Origin of the sequence: Ruixingdingia sedimenti (assembly GCF_031432425.1) — a bacterium.
GTDB classification, from domain to species: domain Bacteria; phylum Pseudomonadota; class Alphaproteobacteria; order Rhodobacterales; family Rhodobacteraceae; genus Ruixingdingia; species Ruixingdingia sedimenti.
In genome coordinates this window covers 166,638-190,427 of sequence record NZ_JAVKPH010000003.1, presented here as the reverse complement: position 1 = coordinate 190,427, position 23,790 = coordinate 166,638, and the positions used below count along the sequence as shown (strand labels likewise).

At 67.9% G+C, this 23,790-nt stretch carries 24 protein-coding genes and 3 tRNA genes; 14 read left to right on the top strand and 13 right to left on the bottom strand.

All coding sequences use genetic code 11. The annotated features are described in order from the left end of the window. The first annotated feature begins 43 nt into the window (after window positions 1-43). The 12 genes from RGD00_RS04470 (at window position 44) to RGD00_RS04415 (ending at window position 8,013) form a co-directional block, all read left to right on the top strand. Window positions 44-247 (top strand): helix-turn-helix transcriptional regulator, encoded by a 204-nt coding sequence (locus RGD00_RS04470; RefSeq protein WP_310456090.1) that lies wholly within the window; start codon window positions 44-46, stop codon window positions 245-247. Continuing rightward, window positions 244-543, top strand: a complete 300-nt coding sequence (locus RGD00_RS04465) for a hypothetical protein (protein WP_310456089.1) — start codon at window positions 244-246, stop codon at window positions 541-543. The genes RGD00_RS04470 and RGD00_RS04465 overlap by 4 nt, the downstream gene beginning before the upstream one ends. Further along, window positions 543-989, top strand: a complete 447-nt coding sequence (locus RGD00_RS04460; protein ID WP_310456088.1) for a hypothetical protein — start codon at window positions 543-545, stop codon at window positions 987-989. Before RGD00_RS04465 ends, RGD00_RS04460 begins: the two co-directional genes overlap by 1 nt. After that, entirely contained in the window at window positions 986-2,152 is a 1,167-nt protein-coding gene (locus RGD00_RS04455; RefSeq protein WP_310456087.1) for an AAA family ATPase, read from the top strand. Before RGD00_RS04460 ends, RGD00_RS04455 begins: the two co-directional genes overlap by 4 nt. A 169-nt stretch (window positions 2,153-2,321) precedes the next feature. Continuing rightward, the gene (locus RGD00_RS04450; RefSeq protein ID WP_310456086.1) at window positions 2,322-2,627 is read left to right on the top strand and encodes a head-tail connector protein; all 306 of its coding nucleotides are present in this window, start codon (window positions 2,322-2,324) and stop codon (window positions 2,625-2,627) included. 17 nt (window positions 2,628-2,644) lie between these two features. Beyond that, complete coding sequence (locus tag RGD00_RS04445) at window positions 2,645-4,270, top strand: terminase large subunit domain-containing protein (protein WP_310456085.1); 1,626 nt, start codon at window positions 2,645-2,647, stop codon at window positions 4,268-4,270. After that, window positions 4,267-4,605, top strand: coding sequence for a head-tail adaptor protein (locus RGD00_RS04440; RefSeq protein WP_310456084.1), 339 nt, complete (start codon window positions 4,267-4,269; stop codon window positions 4,603-4,605). Before RGD00_RS04445 ends, RGD00_RS04440 begins: the two co-directional genes overlap by 4 nt. Continuing rightward, window positions 4,598-4,933 (top strand): HNH endonuclease, encoded by a 336-nt coding sequence (locus tag RGD00_RS04435; RefSeq protein WP_054301044.1) that lies wholly within the window; start codon window positions 4,598-4,600, stop codon window positions 4,931-4,933. Before RGD00_RS04440 ends, RGD00_RS04435 begins: the two co-directional genes overlap by 8 nt. Before the next feature lie 3 nt (window positions 4,934-4,936). Continuing rightward, window positions 4,937-6,217: a phage major capsid protein gene (locus RGD00_RS04430; protein WP_310456083.1), complete on the top strand. Its 1,281-nt coding sequence runs from the start codon at window positions 4,937-4,939 to the stop codon at window positions 6,215-6,217. Then, window positions 6,217-6,771 carry an HK97 family phage prohead protease gene (locus RGD00_RS04425; RefSeq protein WP_310456082.1) on the top strand — a complete coding sequence of 185 codons (555 nt, stop codon included), beginning with the start codon at window positions 6,217-6,219 and terminating at the stop codon, window positions 6,769-6,771. Before RGD00_RS04430 ends, RGD00_RS04425 begins: the two co-directional genes overlap by 1 nt. 1 nt (window position 6,772) lies before the next feature. Continuing rightward, window positions 6,773-7,837, top strand: a complete 1,065-nt coding sequence (locus RGD00_RS04420; protein WP_310456081.1) for a hypothetical protein — start codon at window positions 6,773-6,775, stop codon at window positions 7,835-7,837. Further along, a complete protein-coding gene (locus tag RGD00_RS04415) occupies window positions 7,834-8,013 on the top strand; it encodes a YodC family protein (RefSeq protein WP_310456080.1) in 180 nt (59 codons plus the stop codon). Before RGD00_RS04420 ends, RGD00_RS04415 begins: the two co-directional genes overlap by 4 nt. Window positions 8,014-8,143: 130 nt before the next feature. On the opposite strand, the gene RGD00_RS04410 is transcribed toward RGD00_RS04415, so the two are convergent. Further along, window positions 8,144-8,218 (bottom strand) — tRNA-Asn (locus RGD00_RS04410). Window positions 8,219-8,276: 58 nt separating this feature from the next. Then, entirely contained in the window at window positions 8,277-9,182 is a 906-nt protein-coding gene (locus RGD00_RS04405; protein ID WP_310456079.1) for an MBL fold metallo-hydrolase, read from the bottom strand. A gap of 40 nt (window positions 9,183-9,222) precedes the next feature. Here RGD00_RS04405 and RGD00_RS04400 point away from each other — a divergent pair, with 40 nt between their 5' ends. After that, window positions 9,223-10,563 carry an ATP-binding protein gene (locus RGD00_RS04400; protein ID WP_310456078.1) on the top strand — a complete coding sequence of 447 codons (1,341 nt, stop codon included), beginning with the start codon at window positions 9,223-9,225 and terminating at the stop codon, window positions 10,561-10,563. A gap of 304 nt (window positions 10,564-10,867) precedes the next feature. Beyond that, a complete protein-coding gene (locus tag RGD00_RS04395; protein WP_310456077.1) occupies window positions 10,868-12,184 on the top strand; it encodes a calcium-binding protein in 1,317 nt (438 codons plus the stop codon). 27 nt (window positions 12,185-12,211) lie between these two features. Here RGD00_RS04395 and RGD00_RS04390 read toward each other — a convergent pair. The 11 genes from RGD00_RS04390 to cysS form a co-directional block, all read right to left on the bottom strand. Further along, a tRNA-Val gene (locus tag RGD00_RS04390) sits at window positions 12,212-12,287 on the bottom strand. 78 nt (window positions 12,288-12,365) lie between these two features. Then, complete coding sequence (locus RGD00_RS04385) at window positions 12,366-13,847, bottom strand: inorganic phosphate transporter (RefSeq protein ID WP_310456076.1); 1,482 nt, start codon at window positions 13,845-13,847, stop codon at window positions 12,366-12,368. Between the two features lie 152 nt (window positions 13,848-13,999). Beyond that, window positions 14,000-14,749 carry an ABC transporter permease gene (locus tag RGD00_RS04380; RefSeq protein ID WP_310456075.1) on the bottom strand — a complete coding sequence of 250 codons (750 nt, stop codon included), beginning with the start codon at window positions 14,747-14,749 and terminating at the stop codon, window positions 14,000-14,002. Next, the gene (locus RGD00_RS04375) at window positions 14,746-15,678 is read right to left on the bottom strand and encodes an ABC transporter ATP-binding protein (protein ID WP_310456074.1); all 933 of its coding nucleotides are present in this window, start codon (window positions 15,676-15,678) and stop codon (window positions 14,746-14,748) included. Before RGD00_RS04375 ends, RGD00_RS04380 begins: the two co-directional genes overlap by 4 nt. Then, entirely contained in the window at window positions 15,675-16,808 is a 1,134-nt protein-coding gene (locus RGD00_RS04370; RefSeq protein WP_310456073.1) for an ABC transporter permease, read from the bottom strand. The genes RGD00_RS04375 and RGD00_RS04370 overlap by 4 nt, the downstream gene beginning before the upstream one ends. Window positions 16,809-16,911: 103 nt before the next feature. After that, a complete protein-coding gene (osmF, locus tag RGD00_RS04365) occupies window positions 16,912-17,829 on the bottom strand; it encodes a glycine betaine ABC transporter substrate-binding protein OsmF (protein WP_310456072.1) in 918 nt (305 codons plus the stop codon). A 414-nt stretch (window positions 17,830-18,243) separates the two neighbouring features. After that, window positions 18,244-18,318: transfer RNA gene (locus tag RGD00_RS04360), tRNA-Val, on the bottom strand. A 19-nt stretch (window positions 18,319-18,337) separates the two neighbouring features. After that, window positions 18,338-18,745: an HU family DNA-binding protein gene (locus tag RGD00_RS04355; RefSeq protein WP_310456071.1), complete on the bottom strand. Its 408-nt coding sequence runs from the start codon at window positions 18,743-18,745 to the stop codon at window positions 18,338-18,340. Between the two features lie 191 nt (window positions 18,746-18,936). Continuing rightward, window positions 18,937-21,345, bottom strand: a complete 2,409-nt coding sequence (lon, locus tag RGD00_RS04350) for an endopeptidase La (protein ID WP_310456070.1) — start codon at window positions 21,343-21,345, stop codon at window positions 18,937-18,939. 129 nt (window positions 21,346-21,474) lie between these two features. Beyond that, window positions 21,475-22,257: a squalene/phytoene synthase family protein gene (locus RGD00_RS04345; protein WP_310456069.1), complete on the bottom strand. Its 783-nt coding sequence runs from the start codon at window positions 22,255-22,257 to the stop codon at window positions 21,475-21,477. Continuing rightward, window positions 22,254-23,630, bottom strand: coding sequence for a cysteine--tRNA ligase (cysS, locus tag RGD00_RS04340; protein WP_310456068.1), 1,377 nt, complete (start codon window positions 23,628-23,630; stop codon window positions 22,254-22,256). The genes RGD00_RS04345 and cysS overlap by 4 nt, the downstream gene beginning before the upstream one ends. Window positions 23,631-23,790 lie beyond the last annotated feature (160 nt).

Genomic DNA, 23,790 nt, shown 5'->3' with positions numbered 1-23,790 from the left:
CTGTGAATATTGGGTATCACGTTCTAACAAGAGGCGTGATGCTATGGAAAACAAGCTGATATCCGCAAATGCGGTGCGCGACCTGTGCGGCGGTGTGTCTGACATGACCCTGTGGCGCTGGCTCAATGACCCCGATCTGGCCTTCCCCAAGCCCGTTTACATCGGCAAGCGGCGCTATTTCCGCGAGGCTGAAATCTCCGCCTGGATCGAGGCGCAGGCCGATGCGTCGCGGGGGGCTGTGGCATGAGTGGGATCGAGTTTGAGGCCGTGCCGTTTCCCAAGGAACACTTTGACGCTGACTGGCAGGTGCAAATCGGGGTGCATATCCGCCTTGCGGGTATCACGATTGAAAAGACCAAGGACGAGCTGCGCGCCGCATTTGAGGCCGAACCGGATGCCATGACCGCGCTTGTCGAAAATCTGGCCGACTGGTCCGACAAGCTGCAAGCCTATCACAAGATGCTCGATGCCGCGATGGCCCGCCTGATGGTTGTCGGATGCGAGGTTGGCGGCATTCCCCTGGACGATGAAGAGGGGGCCTGATGCAGCAAGAAAGCGAAACCCCCGGCGCGGCTGGCACCGCGACCGAGGGCGAATTTGAAACCGGGCAGGTTCCGCCGATAGAATACCGTATCCGCAAGGAATGGGCAAACGCGGCGTGGTTCGCGCTCGACCATTGCGACCCGCAAGACGTGGCCCATATCTGCGCGACCTGCCTTGCCGAGCTGGAAACCGGCGGGCCTGTCATGGGCGATCTGTTGGGCACCGTGACGGGGGATGCGCTGTTCTGGGCCGATTGTGCCCCGGCGCATGAGCTGGTGGCCTATGGCACGGCGGCGCTTGACCGGCTGCGCGGCCTGGCGCTCGGGCTGGATACCCGCAAGCGGCTGTTTGCCCGGCTTTGGGGAACCTTCGATCCGAAGGACCGGCAAGCCTTCCTGACGCGCGTTGATGCCGAGGGCCGGTTCCTGCGCAGGGGGGCGGCATGAACGTTCATCACGACCCCTTTGCCGATCTGCCCCCGGCGGATGACATGCCCCCGGATGATCGGTTCGGCCCGCCGCATAACCCTTTCCTCGAGGATGCCGTGCCCCGTGCATCGCGCTTCTTCCCGGCCTCGGAATGGTCAGGCAAGCCGGTTCCCCCGCGCGAATGGCTGGTGCGCGATCTGGTGCCTTCGCGCACCGTGACCCTTCTCGGCGGTGACGGCGGCACCGGGAAATCGCTTCTGGCGCTGCAACTGGCCTATGCGGTGGCGACCGGCGGCGCATGGCTCGGGCGTGGCGTGGCAGGCGGCGGCGCGCTGTTCATCTCTGCTGAGGATGACGAGGCCGAGCTTCACCGACGGCTTGCCGATGTGGTGCAGTCCAGCGGCGGCAGCTTTGACGATCTGGACCGGCTGACCCTGCGCAGCTTTGCGGGCGAGGATGCCTTGCTTGCCATGCTGGACCGATCCGGCGGGGTGCTGCTGGCCTCGGCGCTGTTCCATGAAATCGAAAAGCGCATAGCCGAGGAAAACCCGGCGCTGGTGGTGCTGGACACCCTGGCCGATCTGTTCCCCGGCAATGAAAACGACCGGGCGCAGGCGCGGCAGTTCGTCGGGCTGTTGCGCGGGCTGGCGATCAAGCATGAGTGCGCCTTGCTGCTGCTGTCGCACCCGTCACTCTCGGGCTTGAATAGCGGCAGCGGCACAAGCGGCTCGACCGCCTGGAACAACTCTGTTCGCTCTCGGCTCTATCTCGAGCGTGTCATTCAAGACGGATACGAGGCCAACCCGGATGCGCGGTTGCTCTCGACCAAGAAAGCCAACTATGGGCGCAACGGCGGCGAAATCAGCGTGACATGGCAGGGCGGTGTTTTCGTGGCGGATGCCCCGGAAACCGGCCTCGACCGCATGGCAGCGGGTGCCAAGGCCGAGCGGGTGTTCCTCAAGCTGCTGGCGGCGTTCACGGCACAGGGGCGGCGCGTCAATGGCAACGGCGGGCCGACCTATGCGCCCAAGATGTTCGCAGATAGTGCCGAGGCCGAGGGCGTGACGAAACGTGCCTTCAAGGCCGCGATGGACGCGCTCTATAACAAGGGCAAGATCAGGAACGAAACGACCGGCCCGGCATCTCGGCCCGTGACATACCTCTGCATGGGGGATGCGTAGGGGCTTCATCCCCCCTTCATCCCCCCTTCATCCCCCCTTCGCCATATATCCCCACACCCCTATGCGCTGCGCACCCGCTTGACGCGGTGCTGCGCACGCGATGCGCGTTAGATGAAGTGATAAAGTGATATAGTTATCAATTGTTTGCGTCTGATTTATCATGCGGCGCATGGATGTGTTCGATCTTCTTTCCGATGCCAAGGCTCATGCGCGTGTCGATCATCACGACGACGACGCGGCCATTATGCTGATGCTCTCGGCGGCGGCGGCTGATGTGGCAGCGGCGGCAGAGTATGACTTGCCCGAGGATGCGGACGACCTGCCCGCCGATCTGCGGTTTGCGATCATCGACCAATTGGCCTTGCTCTTTGATGCGCGCGGCGGTGACACTAACCGGCCCGTGGGCCTGTCGCTGGCCGCAAGCCGGATCGTCGCGCGATATCGCGGGGTGCGGATGTGTCCGGTCAACCCGTGAGCGGCCTTCGGAACCGCATGAAGCAAGATGACCTGTTCGGTTCTGGTCCCAATGCCCCCGGTTCAGGGTGGCATGGAACCGGGGGTGGGACTGTTGCTTTCTCTCTCCTGGAAAAAATCCGGGGGGAAACTGCGGCAGATCGGGCGATGGCCTTCCTCGAGCTGTTGCACATTCCCGAGGGCAAGAAAGCGGGCACCCCTCTGCGGCTGGCCGAGTTTCAGCGCAAATTCGTTCGCGGCGCTCTGGCCGATGGCGTCATGGTGGCCTGTCTGTCGATCGGGCGCGGCAATGCGAAAACGGCGCTCTCGGCGGGGCTGGCGCTCGGCGCGCTTGTCGGCGTCTGGGACGATCAGCCCAAGCGGGAAATCCTGTTCGCAGCCCGGAACCGGGATCAGGCGAAAACCGCCTTCGGGTTCCTTGTCGGTTTCATCGAGGGCTTGCCCGAGGAAGATCGGGCGCAATTCACGATCCGGCGCGGCTCCAAGCTCGAGGTGGAGTTTGAAGGCAACGGCGGCGGGCTGGCCCGCGTCATTGCGGCGGATGGCAAGTCGGTTCTGGGTGGTGCCCCGACGCTGGCCTTGATGGATGAACGGGCGGCATGGGAACGCGACAAGGGCGACAACCTGGAAAACGCGATCCTCTCGGGCCTCGGCAAGCGCGATGGCCGGGCGCTGATTATCTCGACCTCGGCACCGGATGACGCGAACACCTTTTCCCGATGGCTGGATGAACCCCCGCCGGGAACGTATGTGCAGGAACACCGGCCCGCGTTCGGGCTTCCCGCCGATGATCTGGCATCGCTACTCGAGGCCAACCCCGGCGCGACCGAAGGCATCGGCGCAACCTCTGACTGGCTGGTGGCGCAGGCACGGCGCGCGATTGCGCGCGGCGGTTCGGCGCTCTCGAGCTTTCGCAACCTGAATCGGAACGAGCGGATCAGCTCCGAAGATCGTTCGGTGCTGGTGACGGTTGACGAATGGCTGTCGGCAGAGGTTTCCCCCGATCAGCTTCCCGAACGGGCCGGGCCTTGTGTTCTGGGCGTTGACCTCGGCGGTTCCCGTTCCATGAGTGCCGCGGCCTTCTATTGGCCCGACACTGGCAGGCTCGAGGCGCTGGGAACATTCCCGGCAATCCCGTCTCTTGCGGATCGTGGCGCGGCGGATGGCGTCTCCGACCGCTATGTGCAGATGAACGACCGGGGCGAGCTGTCGGTGATGGGCGAGGCAACCGTGCCCCCCGGCCCGTGGCTGGCCGAGATCGTGCGGCACCTGGACGGGGCCGAGGTGGCCTGCATCGTGGGCGACCGATTCCGCCATGCCGAGTTTTCCGAGGCGATGCAGGCGGCGGGCCTTGCGCGGGTTCCGTTCGTGTGGCGCGGGTTCGGGTGGAAGGACGGTTCCGAGGATATCGAGCGGTTCCGGCGGGCCTTGTTCGACGGCGAGATTGTCGTTGCCCCTTCCATGCTTCTGCGCTCGGCGTTCTCGGATGCGATCACGCTGGTTGACCCTGCGGGCAATCACAAGCTGGCGAAGGCGCGTTCCCTGGGCCGGATCGACGCGGCGGCGGCAACCGTGCTGGCCGTTGCGCAGGGTGCCCGGATGAAGGCGGCACCGGCCCGAAAGGTCAGGATGGCATGGCTATGAGTGGCGCAGCCAAACTTGACCGGCGGGTGCAATTCCAGCGGTTCACGCTGGTTGATGATGGGTTCGGCATGACCGAGGTGTGGGCCGATCACGGTTCCCCCGTCTCGGCATCGCGCACCGATGTTTCGGACATGGAAAAGGCGACGGCGGGCAGTATCGAGGCCAGCCTTCTGTCGCGGTTCGTGGTGCGCTCGACCGGCTTCACCCGCGATCTGGACCCGAAAGACCGGCTGACCCAAGGCGGGCTGACCTGGAACATTCTCGGGATCAAGGAAGCCAAGGACGGGCGGCACCGCTTCCTCGAAATCACGGCGAGGGCGCGCACCGATGGCTAGAACCCGCAAGGACTTTGCCCGCTATTCGCGGCCCGTGCTGAAAACCCGGCGCTGGCAAGTGCTACGGCACCAAATCCTCGAGCGTGACGGCTGGAAATGCCGGTGCTGCGGCGAACGGCGGCGGCTCGAGGTGGATCACGTCCAGCCGGTGCGCAATGCCCCGGAACGGGCGTTCGATCCGGCGAACCTGCAAGTTCTTTGCGCGGGCTGTCACACCCGCAAAACCCGTATTGAGTGCGGGCACAAGCCCCCCGATCCGAAGCGCCAAGCGTGGCGCGAAGCTGTTGCCGATCTGGCAGCGGAAACCGAAACCCCGGCGATGGAGTAAGACATGCTGGACTCTGTGAAGATTGCCAAACGGCAAAGCGAAATCCGCCAAGGGCTTGCGGCTCTGGCGGGCAAGGACAAACCGACCGAGGATGAAGTGCGCCAGATGGGCGACCTCGACCGGGAATATCAGACCAATGAAACCCGCTATCGCGCGGCGCTGGTGGCCGAGGATGGCGAGCGGCGCGAGGCGGGCCGGGATCTGGAAACCCGCTCCGATGTGCAATGGCGCGAGCTGGTGCAGGGCTTCGAGCTGCGGCAAGCGGTGCTGTCGCTGGACGAGGGCAAGGCGCTGTCGGGCAAGACCGCCGAAGTGGTGCAGGAATTGCGCAACGCGGGCGGATATCGTGGCATCCCGGTTCCGCTTCTGGCGCTCGAGCAACGGGCGGGCGAAACGATTGCCTCGGGCACCCCGGACCCGCTGCAAACCCGCCCGATCATTGATCGGCTGTTCCCGGCCTCTGTCGCGGCGCAGATGGGCGTTCAGCTCATCACCGTGGGCAGCGGGGCGATTGAATGGCCGGTGACGACCTCGGCGGTGACGGCGGGCTGGGCCGATGGCGAGCTTGCCAATGTGGCCGGGCCGACCGTCTATGCGACGACCGACAAGGCGCTGAAACCGGAACAAACCCTCGGCATCCATATGCGGATCAGCCGCAAGGCCATGATGCAGTCGGGCGATGCTCTGGAATCTGCAATCCGGCGCGACATGGCCGGGACCATGCAAGCCGAGCTGGACAAGGCGATTTTCCGAGGCACGGGTGCCAATGGGCAACCCCTCGGCGTCATTCCGGGCGTGGCGACCTATGGCATCACCTCGACCGATGCCGAGGGTTCCGCGTCCTGGGCGGCTCTGCGGGCGGCTGTGGTGCGGTTTATGACCGCCAATGCGGCGGCAGGGCCGGGCGCGGTGCGCGCACTGATCCGGCCCGAGCTGTGGAGCTTCCTTGACGGCGTGGAAGCCTTCACCGGCTCGGGCGTGACGGAATGGGACCGGGTGAAAGCGCAGATCGGCAGCGTGGTGCAGACCACAAATGCGCTTGCGGCACCGGCTGGTGGCCCGCCGCTGGAAACCCAAGTGCTGCTGACGACCAATGCGGGCGGCGTTGCCCCCGTCTTTGTCGGCATCTGGGGGGCGTTCGATCTGATCCGCGACCCCTATTCGGATGCGCAATCCGGCGGGCTGCGGCTCACGGCATTGACGACCGCTGACGTGACCGTGGCGCGCGGTTCGCAACTCGAACTTGTGACCGGCCTCGAGCTGGCCGTTGCCGAGGGCACCTGATGCTCTGGGGCGGTAATCTCGGCGCTCTGGACGTTCGCAGCGATGGCGGGGAAACCCGCCTTCGCGCGAGCTTCCCCTATGGTGCGCAAACCGAGCTGGCACCGGGGCGGCATGAGGTTATCGCCCCTCGGGCCTTCGCAGACCGGATCGACGCGGGCGAGGATATTCACCTGCTGTTCGGCCATAGCTTCGACAAGCCTCTGGCCTCGAGAGCGGCGGGCACCCTGACCTTGACCGACACCGACGCGGCGCTTGTCCTAGAAGCCCGGATCGACGGCGGCACGTCCTGGGCGCGCGATTTTCTGGCGGCTCATGCAAGCGGCCTAATCCGTGGCTTGTCGCCTGGGTTCCGCGTCCAGCCGGGCGGGGAACGGATCGAGCGGCGCGGCGCGGACTATCTGCGCACTGTCATGCGCGCGGCGCTGTTCGAGCTGTCGGCAGTCACCCGGCCCGCCTACAGCCAAGCGCAGATCGAGGCGCGGGCATGGGAAACGCACCAAGACCGGCAACCCCTGCGCGGTGCGCAGTATGCCTTGAATCGGTGGAGGGCATGACGTGGGGCTGATCGACCTTTTCCGGCGCAAGCCGGTGGAAACCCGCTCGAGCGGCACCGGCTACACGGCGCAGATCATGGCGGCGCGGCAATCCTTCATCACCGGGGCCTCTGGCCTTGGCGAATTGACCTCGGCGGTTCAATCCTGCGTCACTCTCTGGGAAGGCGGCTTGTCGCTGGCCGATGTGAAGGGCACCGACCTGTTGACCCGGCGGGCACTGGCAATCACGGCCCGCGCTCTGGCCTTGCGGGGCGAGGCGGTGTTCCTGATCCGTGACAAGCTGATTCCGGCCTCTGACTGGGATGTGACGACCCGCAACGGCGATCCGCGATCCTACCGGCTGCAAATCTCCGAGGCGGGCGGCGGGCGATCCGAAATCGCGCTGGCCGGTGAAGTGCTGCACTTCCGTATCGGTTCCGATGCCGTGATGCCCTGGGCGGGTTCTGCCCCTCTGCGGCGTTCGCAGCTTTCGGCGCAACTGCTGGCCGAGGTGGAAACGGCGATCCGCGACGTGTTCCGCGATGCGCCCCTTGGCAGTCAGATCGTGCCCGTGCCCGAAGGCTCGGCGGATGACATGGACGGCTTGCGGCGTTCCTTCATCGGGCGGCGCGGCTCGGCAATCGTGATCGAGGGCGTGGCGCAGGCTGTCGGCGCGGGGATGCACCCGCAACTCGGCAAGGGGCCGGATCAGCTTTCCCCCGATCTGTCGCGCACCCTGGCCGATAAGTTCCTGACCGAAGCCAAGGGCGCGATCTATTCCGCTTTCGGCATCCTGCCCGGCCTTCAAAACCCGGCGACAACCGGGCCGATGGTGCGCGAGGCGCAGCGGCACCTTGCGCAGCTCATCTTGCAGCCGATTGCCGGGCAGATGGCCGAGGAAGCCTCGGAAAAGCTCGGCGGGCCTGTCCAGATCGACGTTGTGCGACCGATGCAGGCTTTCGACGCGGGCGGCAAGGCGCGGGCGCTGGCAACGATGGTGGCGGCACTGGCGCAGGCAAAGGAAGCCGGGATCGAGGGCGCGACCCTGCAAGATGCGCTGGCCTTCATTGATTGGGCGGATGAATGACCATGACCAAGGACGACCTGAAACCCGGCGATCTGGTGCAGCTCAAGAGCGGCGGGCCGGTGATGACCTATGAGGGCGAAGCCTACATGACCGGCGATGCGCTCTGCTGCTGGTTCGACGGCGGCAAGCGGATGCGCGAGGGCTTCACCTTTGCGGCCTTGAAGCGGGCAGAGTAGCCCGATTCATCGGCGGCGCTGGGCGCGTTCCCCCGGCTTCGACCTGTTCCCCCGGTGTTCCCCAAAGCCCAAACGAGAAAAGCCCCCGCGAGGGGGCTTGCTCTTAAATCTCTGTATTTTCAGGGATTTTTGGCTCCGGCGGTAGGGATCGAACCTACGACCAATTGATTAACAGTCAACTGCTCTACCGCTGAGCTACGCCGGAACACGGGGCGGATATAGCCGTGGTTTCCGGGGGTGTCCAGCACCTTTCGCAAGTTTTTTCATCCCCCTGCACGCAGCGCGAAGCGGGTGGCGGGGGTGAGGGGCGGGCCCTCGGGAATGGGGGCGGCGAGGCCGCGGTCGGCGAGGTCCAGAAGATGCGCCAGCACGTTGCGCGCGGCGGCGGGCAGCAGGGCGGGCGGGATGTCGCGGTAGATGCGCGCGGCCAGGGTGGCGGCGTCGGCGGGCCTCTCGGCCAAGGCCGACAGGATCTGCGCCTCGCGCCCCTCGCGATGGGCGATCAGTTCGGCCAGCCGCGCCTCGGGTGCCTCTATCGGCGCGCCATGGCCGGGGAACATGCGGCGGAACCCCTGCCCCTGCAACCGGCGCAGCGAGGCCATATAGGCGCCCATGTCGCCATCGGGGGGCGAGACGATCGAGGTCGACCAGCCCATCACATGGTCGCCGCTGAACAGCATCCCGCCCCATTCCAGGCAGATATGGTTGCCGAAATGGCCCGGCGTGTGCAGCACGCGCAGCGGCCCGCCGTCGAGGTCGATCTCTGCCCCGTCGGGCAACGATTCGTCGGGGACGAAACCGTCGTCGCGCCCCTCGCCGCCGCCCAGATCGCCGATCCGCGCCATATCGCCCGCCCCGGTCGCCCCGAAGGCCAGCACGGGCGCGCGCGCGGCCTCGGCCAGCGGGCGGGCCAGCGGCGAATGGTCCAGATGGCTGTGGGTCACGACGATGCGCGCGATCCGTTCCCCGGGCGCCAGCGCCGCCAGCAGCGCCGCGTGATGCGCCCGGTCGGGCGGGCCCGGGTCGATCAGCGTCACCGCGCCCTCGCCCAGGATATAGCTGTTCGTGCCCCAGCCGGTGAAGGCCGAAGGGTTGGCCGCGATCACCCGGCGCAGCCCGGGGGCGAGCCATTCGCAAAGGCCATAGGGCGGCGGGGCGGTGTCTGTCATCGGGCTTCCTCTCGGCCTTCGGGGCGGCTAGGGTCGGCGCATGACGGACTGGCCCCGCCCCCGGCTTCCACGCGGCCTTTACGGCCGCGCCGCGCTGATCCTGATCGTGCCCATCGTCACGATCCAGTTGCTGGTGTCCATAGCCTTCCTGCAACGACATTTCGAGGGGGTGACGCGGCAGATGACCGAAGGGGTGGAGGCAGAGATCCGCGCCGTGCTGGCCGAAACCCGCGCCGTGCCGCCCGGCGACTGGCCCGGGGGCGCGGTGGCGGCGGCCGACCGGCTGGCCGCGCCGATGCGGCTGCGGGTGACGGATGGCGCGGGGGTGGCGCCCGGGGACCGGCGGGTGTTCTGGGATATCTCGGGGCGCACGATCATCGCCACGCTGCATGCCGACATGCCCGAGGTCAGGGGCGTGGACCTGACCGTGACCGATCCGGTCACGGGGCGGCGCGAGGTGCGGGTGCTGATCGACGCGGGGCCGGGGCCGCTGGCGGTGGTGGTGGACCGGCGGCGGCTGTCGGCCTCGAACCCGCATCAGCTGCTGGTGCTGATGATCGGCGCGGGGATCCTGCTGACGGTGATCGCCTATATCTTCCTGCGCGCGCAACTGCGCCCGATCAAGCGGCTGGCCGATGCGGCAGAGGCGTTCGGCAAAGGCCGCGTGCTGCCCTACAAACCCCGCGGCGCGCAGGAGGTGCGCGCGGCGGGCGCGGCCTTCGTCGAGATGCGCGCCCGGATCGAGCGGCAGATCGAACAGCGCACGCTTCTGCTGTCGGGGGTCAGCCACGACCTGCGCACGCCCCTGACGCGGCTCAAGCTCGGCCTCGCCATGCTGGACGACGGCGAGGAGGTCGAGGCGCTGTCCGCCGATGTGGCGGAGATGGAGCGGATCATCGACGACTTCCTCGCCTTCGCGCGCGGCGACGCGACCGAGGCGGCGCAGCAGACCGATGTGTCGGCGCTGGTCGAGGATGTGGTCGGCCGCGCGCGGCGCGCCGGCCAGCCGGTGACGCTGATCCCCGGCGCCGAACCCGTCACCATGCAGCTGCGCCCCGATGCGGTGGCGCGTGCGCTCGGCAACCTGATCGGCAATGCGGTGCGCCACGGCACGCGGGCCGAAGTGTCCATGGAAACCTCGGGGCGCGAATTGCGGCTGGTGGTCGAGGACGACGGCCCCGGCATCCCCCGCGAACGGCGGGAAGAGGCGCTGCGCCCCTTCACCCGGCTGGACAGCGCGCGCAACGCCAACCGCGGCGGCGGCGCGGGTCTGGGGCTGGCCATCGCCGCCGACATCGCCCGCAGCCACGGCGGCGTGCTGCGGCTGAGCGACAGCCGCAGGCTCGGCGGGCTGCGGGCGGAACTGGCGCTGGCGCGATAGGCCCCTGCCCTGCGGCGGGCCGCGCGGCCGCGGGGAAAGCTCGCTCTCCCGGCGCCTTCCCCCGATGGCCGGACAAAGGGGCCGTCGTCCGTTTTCCATCCCGCCGTCGCCGCCGGAGTTCCCCTGGAAGCAGGCCGGATTGCGGGCGATCGCGGCCGGAAACGACAACCACAGGTTGAACATGTATTTTGAATGCAACTAAAAACCTCACCGCCCCGTTACCACCCCGATTCCGCTCCATTTCGGTCACAATTCCCGCCAAGCGTGTCCAGAGCGAATCCACTCAACCATACGGGGTAACGCCATGCCGACTTCAAACATTACCGTCTACGGCTATACGGGCACGCTTCTGGCGGCCAATCTGCTGTCCGACACCCAGACGATTCTGCTGAGTGTGCTGACCTCGGCGCAGACCGGCGCATTGCTGGATGACGAGGGGATCCTCGCCACCGACGACAACGGCATTTCCACCTTCAACGGCAATCCCGTCACCTATATCGGCTCGGGCACCGCGACGCCGGGGCTGACGGTCGGCGTCGCCTTCGTGCCGCTCGGCGAGGCGGTGGATATCGTGATCTTCGAGTCCGGCGGGACCATCTATTTCCACTACCCCAACGGCGAACCCGGACTGCTCGGCGCGTTGGCGCTGTCGGTCAGCATCACGGATGCGCCCTATCAGGTCTTCGACAATCCCTATATCGGCGACGCGCTGGACAACCTTTTCATCGGCGACCAATTCGACAACGATATGTCCGGCGGGGCCGGAAATGACACGCTGACGGGCAATGGCGGCAACGACACCATCGACGGCGGCGAGGGCAACGACCGCCTCGGCGGCGGCGCTGGCCACGACCTGATTTACGGCGGCGCCGACAACGACCGCATCACCGGCGGAACGGGCAACGATACGCTTCACGGCGGCAGCGGCGACGACAGCATCCAGGGCGGCATCGGCGACGACAGCATCCTGGGCCAGGACGGCAACGACACCCTTCGCGGCGTCAACGGCCAGGACACGCTGCTCGGGGCCGGGGGCGCGGACATGATCTTCGGCGGCGGCGGCGACGATTCGATCGATGGCGGCGACGACAACGACATCCTGCGCGGCAGCAGCGGGGCCGATACCATCACCGGCGGCGGCGGCGCCGACAAGCTTCACGGCGGTACGGGCAACGATCTGCTCCATGGCGGCGTGGGGAATGACGTGCTGCGCGGCGGCGCCGACCAGGACACCCTTTACGGCGACAACGGCAACGACCGTCTTCTGGGCAATGCGGGCAATGACCTGCTGTTCGGCGGCGGCGGCGACGACATCATCTTCGGCGGGCTCGGCGACGACCGGATCGACGGCGGGTTGGGGCGCAACGTGCTGTTCGGCGGCGGCGGCGCGGATGTGTTCGTGGTCGGCACCGAGGTCGGCGAAACCGTCATCCGCGACTGGAGCAACGGCGTCGACCGGCTGGATTTCACCGCCGTGGCCAGCATCCAGACGATCGAGCAGTTCCAGGCCCAGGCCCGGCAGGTCGGCGCGGATGTGGTGGTGAATATGGAAGACGGCAGCCGCCTGCACATCTGGAACGCCACGCTCGACATGTTCGACACGGGCGACTTCATCTTCTGACGCGGGGGGCGCCTCGCCCATCGGGAATGGTGGGTGATGACGGACTCGAACCGCCGACATCCTCGGTGTAAACGAGGCGCTCTACCAACTGAGCTAATCACCCGGGCCCGGGCTGTCTACCCCGCCGGGGCCCGGGGGCGCAAGCCCCGCCCGCGCCATCCGGGCGCCGCCGCCCTGCCCGTCAGATGACCGCACCCAGCATCCAGAACAGCACCGCCGACAAAAGCGCGGTCAGCGGCACCGTCACCACCCAGGCGGCGGCGATGCCCATCACATGCGCGCGCCGCACCAGCTTGCGCCGGCGCCGTTCGTCGGGCGCCACGGGTTTGCCCTTTTGCAGGTTCAGCATCCGCGCCCGGCGTTCCGCGTTCCATTCGCGGTAGAACCCCACGCCGAACACGCCCCCCACCGCGATATGCGTCGAGGATACCGGCAGCCCGAGCCCCGATGCCGCGATCACCGTGATCGCCGCCGACAGCGCCACGCAATAGGCGCGCATCTGGTTGAGCTTGGTGATCTCCTGCCCCACCAGCCGGATCAGCCGGGGCCCGAACAGCAGCAGGCCGAAGGAAATGCCGAAGGCGCCGATCCCCATGACCCACAGCGGGATCGCCACCGCCTCGCTGGCATCCATCGCCTTGACCGCATGCACGATGGCCGCCAGCGGCCCCACCGCATTGGCCACGTCATTGGCGCCATGGGCAAAGGACAGCAGCGCCGCCGAGGCGATCAGCGGCAGGCCGAACAGCTGTTTCAGGCTGCGCTTGCGGTTTTCCATCCCGGCGGCGCGGCGGCGGATCACCGGGCGGAACACCGCCCAGACCGCCACGCCCACGACCAGCCCCAGCACCAGCGCCTGCGGCATCGACACGTCGACCAGCCTCTTCAGCCCCTTCATCGCCAGATAGGCGGTGAAGGTGCCCGCCATCAGCCCGATCAGCACCGGCACCCACAGCCGCGCCGCGCCGAGCTTGTCCTCGGCATCGTTGACGAACCGCTTGATGAAGGCGAGGAAAAGCGCGGCGAAAAACCCGCCCAGCACCGGCGAGATGACCCAGGAGGCCGCGATCTGCCCCATCGTCCCCCACTGGACGGCGCCGAACCCCGCCGCCATCGCGCCCGCGCCCAGAACCCCGCCGACGATGGCATGGGTGGTCGACACCGGCGCGCCCAGCCATGTCGCGAGGTTGAGCCAGACCGACGCGGCGATCAGCGCCGCCATCATCGCCCGGATGAAGGTCTCGGGGTCGGCCACCGCAGCCGGCGCTACGATCCCGCCGGAAATGGTGGACACCACATCGCCCCCCGCGATCAGGGATCCCGCCGTCTCGAACACCACGGCGATGACCAGCGCGCCGCCCATGGTCAGCGCCTTGGCGCCCACCGCGGGGCCCATGTTGTTGGCCACGTCGTTCGCACCGATGTTCAGCGCCATATAGGCCCCGAAAACCGCCGCCGCGACGATGACCAGCGTGCCCGACCCCATCCCGGTGGCCGCCACCGCGACCAGGCCGCAGATCACGACAAAGACCAGCGCAAGGCCGATCGCCACCGTCGGGCGCGCGATGGCCGCCGTCGCGCGTTCCAGCGCGACGATCCGGCCCAGATCCTTGTCGAGCGTCTTCCATTGATTGACTTTCGGCGGCAGATGCTGGTCGGTCACGCGCGCTCACCCCGGGTTCATATAGGTTTCACGATTCTGTCACAGGCGATGTATCCGGCCTTGCCCGCCCCGGCAAACCGTTAGCCGCGCCCTGCCCGGCGCATCGCCCCTGCCGTTGCGTCCGCCGGCCCGTGGCGAAGGGCGCGGGACCGTCATCGCCCGTCCGCCCTGCCGGTCCTGCGCCGCAACCACCCCTCGAGGGCGCCCAGGCTATCGTTGATCAATACCGCGCAGACGCCGACGACAAGGCCCCCTTGCAGGACGAAGGCCGTGTTGGCGGTGGTAAGGCCGGCAATGATGACCTCGCCCAATGTCCGTGCGGCGATGGTCGACCCGATCGTGGCCGTGGACAGCGAGATGACGGCGGCGATGCGGATCCCCGTCAGCATGACCGGAAACGCCAGCGGAAGCTCGACCCGCGTCAGCCGCTGCCAGCCGGTCATGCCCATGCCCTCCGCCGCCTCGCGCACGTCGCGCGGGATATTGGACAGGCCCGCCAGCGCATTCTCGAATATCGGCAGCAGGGCATAGAGGAACAGCGCCACAAGCGTGGGCGCGGTCCCGAAGCCGAGAACCGGCACCACCAGCGCCAGCACCGCGACCGGCGGAAAGGTCTGCCCGACATTGGCGATGCTGCGGCTCAGCGGCAGGAATTCGGCCCCCGACGGCCGGGTGACGAGGATCGCCAGACCCACCGCGATCGCCGTCGCCGCCAGCGTCGCCAGCAAGGTGATCCCCAGATGGCTGACCGTGATGCCGAGAAGGCTTCCCTGATTGTAGACCGCCGGCGCCCCGTACCGCGCAAGCGGCCGCAGCAGCGGCGCAAAGCTTTCCGGCGTCAGCAGAAACAGCGCGAGCAGCAGGAACACCGCGATGCGGACCAGCCAGCCGATCCCGGTCATGGCCGTGCCGCCAGCCGCGTCAGCGTCGCAAGCGTGATGCGCCCGATGCGCCGGCCGTCGCGGACGACCGGCAGCGCATCGCGGCCGGACCAGAGGCATTCGGCATAGGCATCCCGCAGGCTCGCATGGCCGTCGATGGCATCGCCCGCCGCCGTGCCGGGCTCGACATGGTTGAACACGGTGTCGAGCGCCAGCATGCGGAACGGCCGGTCGCCGCTGCCGATGAGGTCTGCGACGAAACCGGTCGCGGGCCGGGCGATGATCTCTGCCGGCGGGGCGTATTGCAGCAGCCTGCCCCCGTCCATCACCGCGATCTTGTTGCCAAGCGCCATGGCCTCGTCCATGTCATGGGTCACGAGCATGACCGTGGTGCCGAACCGCCGCTGGATCGCCAGCAGATCCGCCTGCGCCTTGCCGCGCAGGATGGGGTCCAGCGCGCCGAAGGGTTCGTCCATCAGAAGGATCCCGGGTTCGGCCGCCAGCGCCCGGGCCACGCCGACCCGCTGTTGCTGGCCCCCCGACAGCTCGCCCGGGAAACGGTCGCGGTATCGGGCGGGATCGAGATGGAAAAGGGACAGAAGTTCATCCACCCGCGCGGCGATGCGGGCCCGCTCCCAGTGCAGCAGTTGCGGCACGGTGGCGATATTCTGCGCGACGCTGCGATGGGGGAAAAGCCCGTTGCCCTGGATGACATAGCCGATCCGGCGGCGCAGTTCGTGGCCGATGAAGGCCCTGGTGTCCTGCCCGCCGATGCGCACGCTGCCGCCGGTGGGCTCCACCAGACGGTTGATCATGCGCATCAGCGTGGTCTTGCCCGACCCCGACGTGCCGACCACGACGCAGATGTCGCCCCTGCCGATGGTGAAGGACACGTCGTCCACCACCGGCACGCCGCCATAGACCTTGCTGAGCCTGTCGATCTCTATCATGCGCCGCGGGCCTTTCGCGGCCCCGTCAGGTCCACCATCGCGTCCAGCACGACCGCCGCGGCGATGGCCAGCGCCACCGTCGGCACCGCGCCGAGCAGGACCAGATCCATCGCCGTCTGGCCGATGCCCTGAAACACGAAGACGCCGAAGCCCCCGCCCCCGATCAGCGCGGCGATGGTGGCCAGGCCGATGTTCTGCACCAGAACGATGCGGATGCCGGTCAGGATGACGGGCAGCGCCAGCGGCAGTTCCGCCCCGAACAACACCTGCCGCGGCGTCATCCCCATGCCGCGCGCGGCCTCGCGCACCGTTTCGGGTGCTGCGTCCAGCCCCGCCACGGTGTTCGCGACGATGGGCAGCAGGGAATAGCCGAACAGCGCCACCATCGCCGGGGCGAAACCGATGCCGGAAACGCCAAGCGCCGCCGCCCCCGGCACATGCGCCGCCACCCAGGCCAAAGGCGCGATGAGAAGGCCGAAAAGCGCCATCGACGGCACGGTCTGCACCACGTTGAGGACGTTCAGCACCCCGATGCGCAATCTCCGCCTGCGGTGGCAGAAGAGGCCGAGCGGCACGCCGACCACTGCCGCGGCGGCAAGCGAGCCGAGGGACAGCACGACATGGGTCCGCGCCTCTGCCCAGAAGGCCGCGCCGCGGCTGGCATATTCCCTGAGGATGGACACATCCCCCCAGACCCCGCCCCACAGCAGGGCCGCACCCGCCGATGCGATCAGCACCAGCAGGGCCAGCCGCGTCCAGGGCCCCGGCCGCAGCCGCGCCAGCGCATCGGCGACCATCAGGGCGAAGGCAAAGACCAGCAGCCAGAACCCTGCCGCCGGGGATACCCGGGCGACCCGGTTCCCGTCCGGCGTCAGAAAGCTCGCCGCGGCGCCGAGCATCAGCGCCAAAGCCCCGATCACGCAGAGCCCGGCGGCCAGACGCCAGAGGTTGCGCACGCGAAGGACCGCGACGCATGCCCCCGCGGCGATGACACCATACAGAAGGACGGCCTGCCCGGACGGCAGCGCGCCGAGGATGGACAGCGGATCGCCCGGCACGATGCGATTGGCCTTGAAGGCCGCGAAGGGCAAGACCCCCGCCCCCGCCATGGCCAGCAGGGCGACGATCACCCCCAGCCTGTCGAGGCGCGGGGCCGGTACGGCGGGTACGGCGGCAGGGGACGGAGGAGATACGGCCATGGGCAAGCGGGGCGGCCCGGGCCGCCCCATCGGCCTATTTCAGAAAGCCGCTCTGCGTCAGCCAGTCGCGCGCCACATCGGATGCGGCCTCGCCCTCCACCTGTATCCTGCCGTTCAACCCTTGCAGCGTCGCCAGATCCAGACCCGCGAACACCGGCGCCAGCAGCGTCTCGATTTCCGGGTGGGCGCGCAGAACCTCCTCGCGGATGATGGGGGCCGGTTCATAGACGGGCTGGACGCCCTTGTCGTCTTGCAGAACGACCAGACCCACCGCCGCGATCGCGCCATCCGTCCCGTAGACCATGGCGGCATTCACCCCGTCGGTGCCCCGGGCCGCCGCCGCGATGGTCGCCGCCGTATCGCCCCCGGACAGAACGACAAGCTGGTCCGCGTTCAATGAAAATCCGTAGGCCTGCTGGAAAGCCGGCAGGGCGGATTCCGAATTGACGAATTCGGCGGAGGCGGCAAGCTTCACCGCGCCCCCGTCCGCCACGTATTTCCCGAAGTCGGAGAACGTGACCACACCGCTCGATTCCGCAAGCGTATTGGTGATGGCGACCGCCCAGGTATTGTTGGCCGGCGCCGGTTGCAGCCAGACGATGCGGGCATTGTCATGGTCGAGCTGCCGGGCCAATGCATAGGCGGTATCGGCATTCCTCCAGGCCGGGTCATCCGCGACATTGTAGAAGAAACCCGCATTGGAGGTATATTCGGGGTAGATGTCGATCTCGCCCGCCGTGATGGCCGCGCGCACGATCGGCGTCGCGCCGAGCGAGACCCGATCCGTCACCGCAATGCCGTTCGCGTCGAGCACCTGAAGGATGATATTGCCGAGCAGCGCGCCCTCGGTGTCGATCTTGGAAGACACGACGACCTGCGCAGAGGCCGAAACGGCGCAGAACGCCATGGCGGCGACGGCGCCGACGAAGGGGTGGGTTGCTTGACGTTTCATCCGGTTTCTCCTCGAGGACAGGTTCGGCATCGCGGGAACTGTAGCATGACGGGGGGAAAGGGCTGAGCCAACCCCTTATCGGCCGCGCTGGCGGCACGGCGGTCCCGCCGCACCGCCCTGTTGCGGAATGCCGCTTGCCGCAGGGGGCGCGCGGCCCGGGCCTGTCCGCCACGGCGCGGCAACCTGCAAGCCGCCTGCCGATGCTTGCTGCCCCCTTCCGACAGCACGCCCCGCGGCGCTTTCCAGCGGCGAGGGCAGAGGCCGAGAAGGAAAAGGCGATGCGCGCCGCGCCTTCAGGCGTGGCGCCGGTAACGCCGCGGCCCCGCGCCATCGCCGGGCCCGCCCGGAAGACCCAGGGCCCGAACGGAAAAGGCGCCAGGCGGTGGTGAGACCGGCCTGACGCCTTCGGAAACATGGTGGGCGATAACGGATTTGAACCGCTGACATCTTCGATGTGAACGAAGCGCTCTACCGCTGAGCTAATCGCCCGATGGGCGGGGTATTAGCCTCACTCGTCCGCCGCCGCAAGGGGCTCTTTCGCGTTTTCATCCGCTTTCTGACCGCCCCACCGGCCGCCCGACCCACGGCGCATGCGCAGCGTCATCGACTCGCCATTGGCCTTGTCCTTCTTCCTGTTCACCCGCATCTTCCCGAAGGGCGGCAGGTTCAGCGTCTCGCCGGCGGCCATCGCATCGCCAAGGACCGCAAGCGCGGCCTCGACGGCGGTCTTGGCCTCTTTCTTCTTCAGATCGGTACGGGCGACGACACGCTCGATCAGCAACTTGACGGTGAGCGACTTGTCCGCGCCGCCCTCTTCGGCGGCGGCGGTAACGGCGGCAGTCCCGGCTTCGGTGGCCGCAGCGGCGCGGCGGCGGGGCCTCGGGGTAGCGGCGGCGGCTCGGGGGGTTCTGGCCATGATGGCGCTCCTTTGTTGAAAGGCTATTGGAATGAAGCAAACAGCATCGGACAGCGCGCCGCAAGTCTCGCGTGAAACCAGCCCCGGCGAACCGGCATCCCGCCGCAGAAGCTGGTGGCGCAGGGATCGCGGCACAAACGCAAAGGGCCGCCCGGAAACCGGGCGGCCCGTCGTTTCGCGTCACGAAACGGTCAGTGCGCGACCTGCCCCGCCGCGCCGGGGTCGCTGGTCTTGCGGGCCAGGGCCGCGGCCTCTTCGGCGGCCTCGTCCCATTCCACCGGCTCGGGCTGGCGGACCAGCGCCTGGGCCAGCACCTCGCGCACGTGGCTGACGGGGATGATCTTCAGCCCCGCCTTCACGTTCTCGGGGATCTCGGGCAGGTCCTTGGCGTTTTCCTCGGGGATCAGCACCGTGGTGATGCCCCCGCGCAGCGCCGCCAGAAGTTTTTCCTTCAGCCCGCCGATGGCCAGCACATTGCCGCGCAACGTGACCTCGCCGGTCATCGCCACGTCTTTGCGCACCGGAATGCCGGTGAGCACGGACACGATCGACGTCACCATCGCGATCCCCGCCGAAGGCCCGTCCTTGGGCGTCGCGCCTTCGGGCACGTGGACGTGGATGTCCAGCGTCTCGAACCGCGGCGGTTTCACCCCGATCGAGGGCGCGATGGAGCGTACGAACGAAGACGCGGCCTCGATCGATTCCTTCATCACGTCGCCCAGTTTCCCGGTCGTCTTCATCCGCCCCTTGCCGGGCAGCTTCAGCGCCTCGATCTGCAACAGATCGCCCCCGACCGAGGTCCAGGCGAGCCCGGTGACGACGCCCACCTGATCCTCCTTCTCGGCCAGGCCATAGCGGTAGCGTTTCACCCCCAGATAGCCTTCGAGCGACTCGGGCGTGACGACCACGGCCTTGTCCTTCTTCTTGACGATCTCGGTCACGGCCTTGCGGGCCAGCTTGGCGATCTCGCGTTCCAGGTTCCGCACCCCCGCCTCGCGGGTATAGGTGCGGATCACCTCGGTCAGCGCCGGCTCGGTCAGGGTGAATTCGCCCTTCTTCAGCCCGTGGTTCGCCACCTGCTTGGGGATCAGGTGCTGTTTCGCGATCTCGCGCTTTTCGTCCTCGGTGTAGCCCGCCAGCGGGATGATCTCCATCCGGTCCATCAGCGGGCCGGGCATGTTGTAGGAGTTCGCCGTGGTGATGAACATCACGTTGGACAGATCGTATTCCACCTCCAGATAGTGGTCGGCGAAGGTCGAGTTCTGTTCCGGGTCCAGCACCTCCAGCAGCGCCGAGGCCGGGTCGCCCCGGAAATCCTGCCCCATCTTGTCGATTTCATCGAGCAGGATCAGCGGGTTGGTGGTCTTGGCCTTTTTCATCGACTGGATGATCTTGCCGGGCATGGACCCGATATAGGTCCGCCGGTGGCCGCGGATTTCGGATTCGTCGCGCACCCCGCCAAGCGAGATGCGGATGAACTCGCGCCCCGTCGCCTTGGCCACGCTGCGCCCGAGCGAGGTCTTGCCGACGCCCGGAGGGCCGACGAGGCACAGGATCGGGCCCTTGAGCTTGTCCGACCGCGCCTGCACGGCGAGGTATTCGACGATCCGCTCCTTGACCTTTTCCAGCCCGTAGTGGTCGGCGTCCAGCACCGCCTCGGCCTTGCCCAGATCCTTGCGCACGCGCGACTTGACGCCCCAGGGCACGCCCAGGATCCAGTCGAGGTAGTTCCTGACCACCGTGGCCTCTGCCGACATCGGGCTCATGGTCTTGAGCTTGCGGATCTCGGCATCCACCTTGTCGCGGGCCTCCTTGGACAGCTTGGTGTTCTTCACCCGCTCTTCCAGTTCCGCGATCTCGTTCTGGCCGTCCTCGCCGTCGCCGAGTTCCTTCTGGATGGCCTTCATCTGCTCATTCAGATAGTACTCGCGCTGCGTCCGCTCCATCTGCGTCTTGACGCGCGACTTGATCTTCTTTTCCACCTGCAGGACGGACATTTCGCCCTGCATCTGGCCATAGACCTTTTCCAGCCGTTCCGCGACGTCGAGCGTTTCCAGCAGGTCCTGCTTCTGGCCCACGTTGATGCCCAGATGGCCCGCGACCAGATCGGCCAGCCGCGCGGGGTCATGCGCCTCGGACACGGCGGAAAGCGCCTCTTCGGGGATGTTCTTCTTGATCTTGGCGTAGCGTTCGAATTCTTCGACGACCGACCGCACCATCGCCTCGACCGACGCCTCGTCGCCCGGCAGTTCGGTCAAGGGCGCGGCGGTCGCCTCGAAAAAGTTGTCGTTGGGCAGGAAATCGACGATGCGCACGCGCGACTTGCCCTCGACCAGCACCTTCACGGTGCCGTCGGGCAGTTTCAGCAGCTGGAGCACATTGGCCAGCACGCCGACGCGGTAGATGCCTTCGGCCTTGGGATCGTCGACCGAAGGGTCGATCTGGCTCGACAGCAGGATCTGGCGGTCGTCCGTCATCACCTCCTCGAGCGCCCGCACCGATTTCTCGCGCCCCACGAACAGCGGCACGATCATGTGCGGGAACACCACGATGTCGCGCAGCGGCAGCACCGGGTAGCGGGGAGAGAGTTCCTGATTCATCTCTGTTCCTTCACTGGCGGAAAGGCACCGGCCCCGTACATGTCGGCAGCGCCCGGCCTTCCCCTGACCGCACATATCTGGCCCGTCCGGGGGGCGGATTCAACCACCTTGGCGAAATGTGTGATGGCGCTACCAGCGCCCCGCGAACGCCCGCCACAGAAGGCCCCCGCGCTGCGCGAATTCCGACAGGCCGAGCGTCCCGGCCGCGACCCGCCCCGGTTCCGCCGCCGCCTGCGCCAGAATCGCCCGCGCCTGCCAGCCTGCCCAGAGCGCGGGCACGGCGCGGCGCGGGACGGTGGCGCGCGCCGCCCGGGCGGCGGCGATATCGGCCAGCCCCGCGCGGGCCAGCGCCCCGGCATCGCCCGGGTCGGGCAGCGGATGGCGCCCCCGCGCCGCCAGCGCCGGCACCGCCCGCAGCCAGGCCGCCAGCCCCGCCCCGCGCGCGAACCGGCGCACCGCGGGTTCCGCCCCCATAGGGGCCTCCAGCGCCAGGGCCGCGGCCCACATCAGGTTGCCCGCCGTCGCATCGAGATGGTCCCACAGCGCGGCCTCGCCGGCGAAGGGCTCGCGCCAGATGTCCCACCGCCGCGCCTCTGCCATGGCGTCGAACAGCGCCACCGGGATGCCCGCCGCGCGGATCACCTCTGCCGCCGGGGCCAGCACCTCGTGCCCCCGGGGTGTGGCCCCCTGCCCGATCTCGTCCAGCGCATCGCGCCACCATTGCAACCGCATCTCGGCCAGCATCGGCTCCGCACTCGCCCAGGGCGCGCGGGCGAGTTCGAGGTTCAGCGCGTAAAGCGGGATCAGCCGCGCCCGCGCCGCCAGCGGCGCGGCCATCGCGGCGCGGAAACGGTCGGGGTCGCCCCGTTCCACCAGCCCCGCGCAGGCGGCAAGGCCCCCCGGCGCGGTCATCGCAGCGCCCGCAGCCGCTCCGCATCGAAACCGGGGGCCAGTTCCCATTCCGTGCCCTGGGGCGTGTCCTTCACCACCACCCCCGCCGCGGCAAAACCGTCGCGCAACGCATCGGCCCGCGCGAAATCCTTCGCCTTGCGCGCCGCCGCCCGCGCCGCCAGCAGTTCCCCGATCAGCGCCGCCACATCCTCCGTCGGCCCCGCCGCCTCTGCCCAGGCACCCATCTGCGGCTCCAGCAGCCCCAGAAGCCGCGCCGATGCCAGCAGCCCCGGCCCGTCCCCCGCCTGCGCCAGCGCATGCAGCGCCGCGATCGCGCCCGCGGTATTGAGGTCGTCGGCCAGCGCCGCCAGAACGGCGGGCGCCGGGCCCGGCGCGGGGGCGGCGCCCGCGACAAGGCCGCGCCACTTGCGCAACACCGCCTCGGCCTGCGCGGCCTTTTCCGCCGTCCAGTCCATCGGCCGGCCGTAATGCGTGCCCAGATAGACCATGCGGATCACCTCGCCCGGATAGCCCCGGTCCAGCAGGTCCCGCACGGTGAAGAAATTGCCGAGCGATTTCGACATCTTCTTCCCCTCCACCTGCAACATCTCGTTGTGCAGCCAGTAGCGGGCGAAATGCCCCTCGGGATGGGCGCAGCAGCTTTGCGCGATCTCGTTCTCATGGTGGGGGAATTGCAGGTCGATGCCGCCGGCGTGGATGTCGAAGCTTTCGCCCAGCAACTCATGGCTCATGGCCGAGCATTCGATATGCCAGCCCGGCCGCCCGAAGCCCCAGGGGCTGTCCCAGCCCGGCTGATCGCCCGCCGAGGGTTTCCACAGCACGAAATCCATCGGGTCGCGCTTGAAGGGCGCGACCTCGACCCGCGCGCCCGCGATCATGTCGTCGAGGCTGCGCCCCGACAGCCGCCCGTAATCGGGGTAGGACCGCACGTCGAACAGCACATGGCCTTCCGCCACATAGGCATGCCCGCGCGCGACCAGATCCGCGATCATGGCCACCATCGCCCCGATCCATTCCGTCGCCCGCGGTTCCACCGTGGGCCGCAGCGCGCCGAGCGCGTCCATGTCGGCGTGATACCAGGCGATGGTCTCGTCGGTGATGTCGCGGATCGCACGCCCGGTTTCCGCCGCGCGCGCATTGATCTTGTCGTCCACATCGGTGAAGTTGCGCACATAGGTGACGTGATCCGCGCCATAGACATGGCGCAGCAGGCGAAACAGCACGTCGAACACCACCACCGGGCGCGCATTGCCGATATGCGCGCGGTCATAGACGGTGGGCCCGCAGACATACATCCGCACATTCGCCGGGTCGAGCGGCACGAACACCTCCTTGCGGCGGCTGCGGGTATTGGTGAGGCTGATGGTGGTCATGCGGTCCCCTCCGGCCCTTGGCGGGCATGCGCCATGGGGCTTTAGCAAAGCCGCGCGGGGATGAGAACCTCCCACGGGCGCGCCGGGGGCTTCGCGCCCCGTGGCCTGCTGGTTCTCGAACCGGGGCTTCGCGCCCCGTGGCCTGCTGGTTCTCGAACCA

Excerpts from the sequence above, each read along its gene's own strand:
- RGD00_RS04455 (WP_310456087.1), top strand. The coding sequence starts at position 986 with ATGAACGTTCATCACGACCCCTTTGCCGATCTGCCCCCGGCGGATGAC.
- RGD00_RS04345 (WP_310456069.1), bottom strand. The coding sequence starts at position 22,257 with ATGACCGCGCCGGGGGGCCTTGCCGCCTGCGCGGGGCTGGTGGAACGG.
- cysS (WP_310456068.1), bottom strand. The coding sequence starts at position 23,630 with ATGACCACCATCAGCCTCACCAATACCCGCAGCCGCCGCAAGGAGGTG.
- RGD00_RS04445 (WP_310456085.1), top strand. The coding sequence starts at position 2,645 with ATGAAGCAAGATGACCTGTTCGGTTCTGGTCCCAATGCCCCCGGTTCA.
- RGD00_RS04440 (WP_310456084.1), top strand. The coding sequence starts at position 4,267 with ATGAGTGGCGCAGCCAAACTTGACCGGCGGGTGCAATTCCAGCGGTTC.
- RGD00_RS04425 (WP_310456082.1), top strand. The coding sequence starts at position 6,217 with ATGCTCTGGGGCGGTAATCTCGGCGCTCTGGACGTTCGCAGCGATGGC.
- RGD00_RS04405 (WP_310456079.1), bottom strand. The coding sequence starts at position 9,182 with ATGACAGACACCGCCCCGCCGCCCTATGGCCTTTGCGAATGGCTCGCC.
- RGD00_RS04395 (WP_310456077.1), top strand. The coding sequence starts at position 10,868 with ATGCCGACTTCAAACATTACCGTCTACGGCTATACGGGCACGCTTCTG.
- RGD00_RS04375 (WP_310456074.1), bottom strand. The coding sequence starts at position 15,678 with ATGATAGAGATCGACAGGCTCAGCAAGGTCTATGGCGGCGTGCCGGTG.
- RGD00_RS04465 (WP_310456089.1), top strand. The coding sequence starts at position 244 with ATGAGTGGGATCGAGTTTGAGGCCGTGCCGTTTCCCAAGGAACACTTT.
- RGD00_RS04430 (WP_310456083.1), top strand. The coding sequence starts at position 4,937 with ATGCTGGACTCTGTGAAGATTGCCAAACGGCAAAGCGAAATCCGCCAA.
- lon (WP_310456070.1), bottom strand. The coding sequence starts at position 21,345 with ATGAATCAGGAACTCTCTCCCCGCTACCCGGTGCTGCCGCTGCGCGAC.
- RGD00_RS04435 (WP_054301044.1), top strand. The coding sequence starts at position 4,598 with ATGGCTAGAACCCGCAAGGACTTTGCCCGCTATTCGCGGCCCGTGCTG.
- RGD00_RS04415 (WP_310456080.1), top strand. The coding sequence starts at position 7,834 with ATGACCATGACCAAGGACGACCTGAAACCCGGCGATCTGGTGCAGCTC.
- RGD00_RS04380 (WP_310456075.1), bottom strand. The coding sequence starts at position 14,749 with ATGACCGGGATCGGCTGGCTGGTCCGCATCGCGGTGTTCCTGCTGCTC.
- osmF (WP_310456072.1), bottom strand. The coding sequence starts at position 17,829 with ATGAAACGTCAAGCAACCCACCCCTTCGTCGGCGCCGTCGCCGCCATG.
- RGD00_RS04460 (WP_310456088.1), top strand. The coding sequence starts at position 543 with ATGCAGCAAGAAAGCGAAACCCCCGGCGCGGCTGGCACCGCGACCGAG.
- RGD00_RS04400 (WP_310456078.1), top strand. The coding sequence starts at position 9,223 with ATGACGGACTGGCCCCGCCCCCGGCTTCCACGCGGCCTTTACGGCCGC.
- RGD00_RS04450 (WP_310456086.1), top strand. The coding sequence starts at position 2,322 with ATGGATGTGTTCGATCTTCTTTCCGATGCCAAGGCTCATGCGCGTGTC.
- RGD00_RS04355 (WP_310456071.1), bottom strand. The coding sequence starts at position 18,745 with ATGGCCAGAACCCCCCGAGCCGCCGCCGCTACCCCGAGGCCCCGCCGC.
- RGD00_RS04470 (WP_310456090.1), top strand. The coding sequence starts at position 44 with ATGGAAAACAAGCTGATATCCGCAAATGCGGTGCGCGACCTGTGCGGC.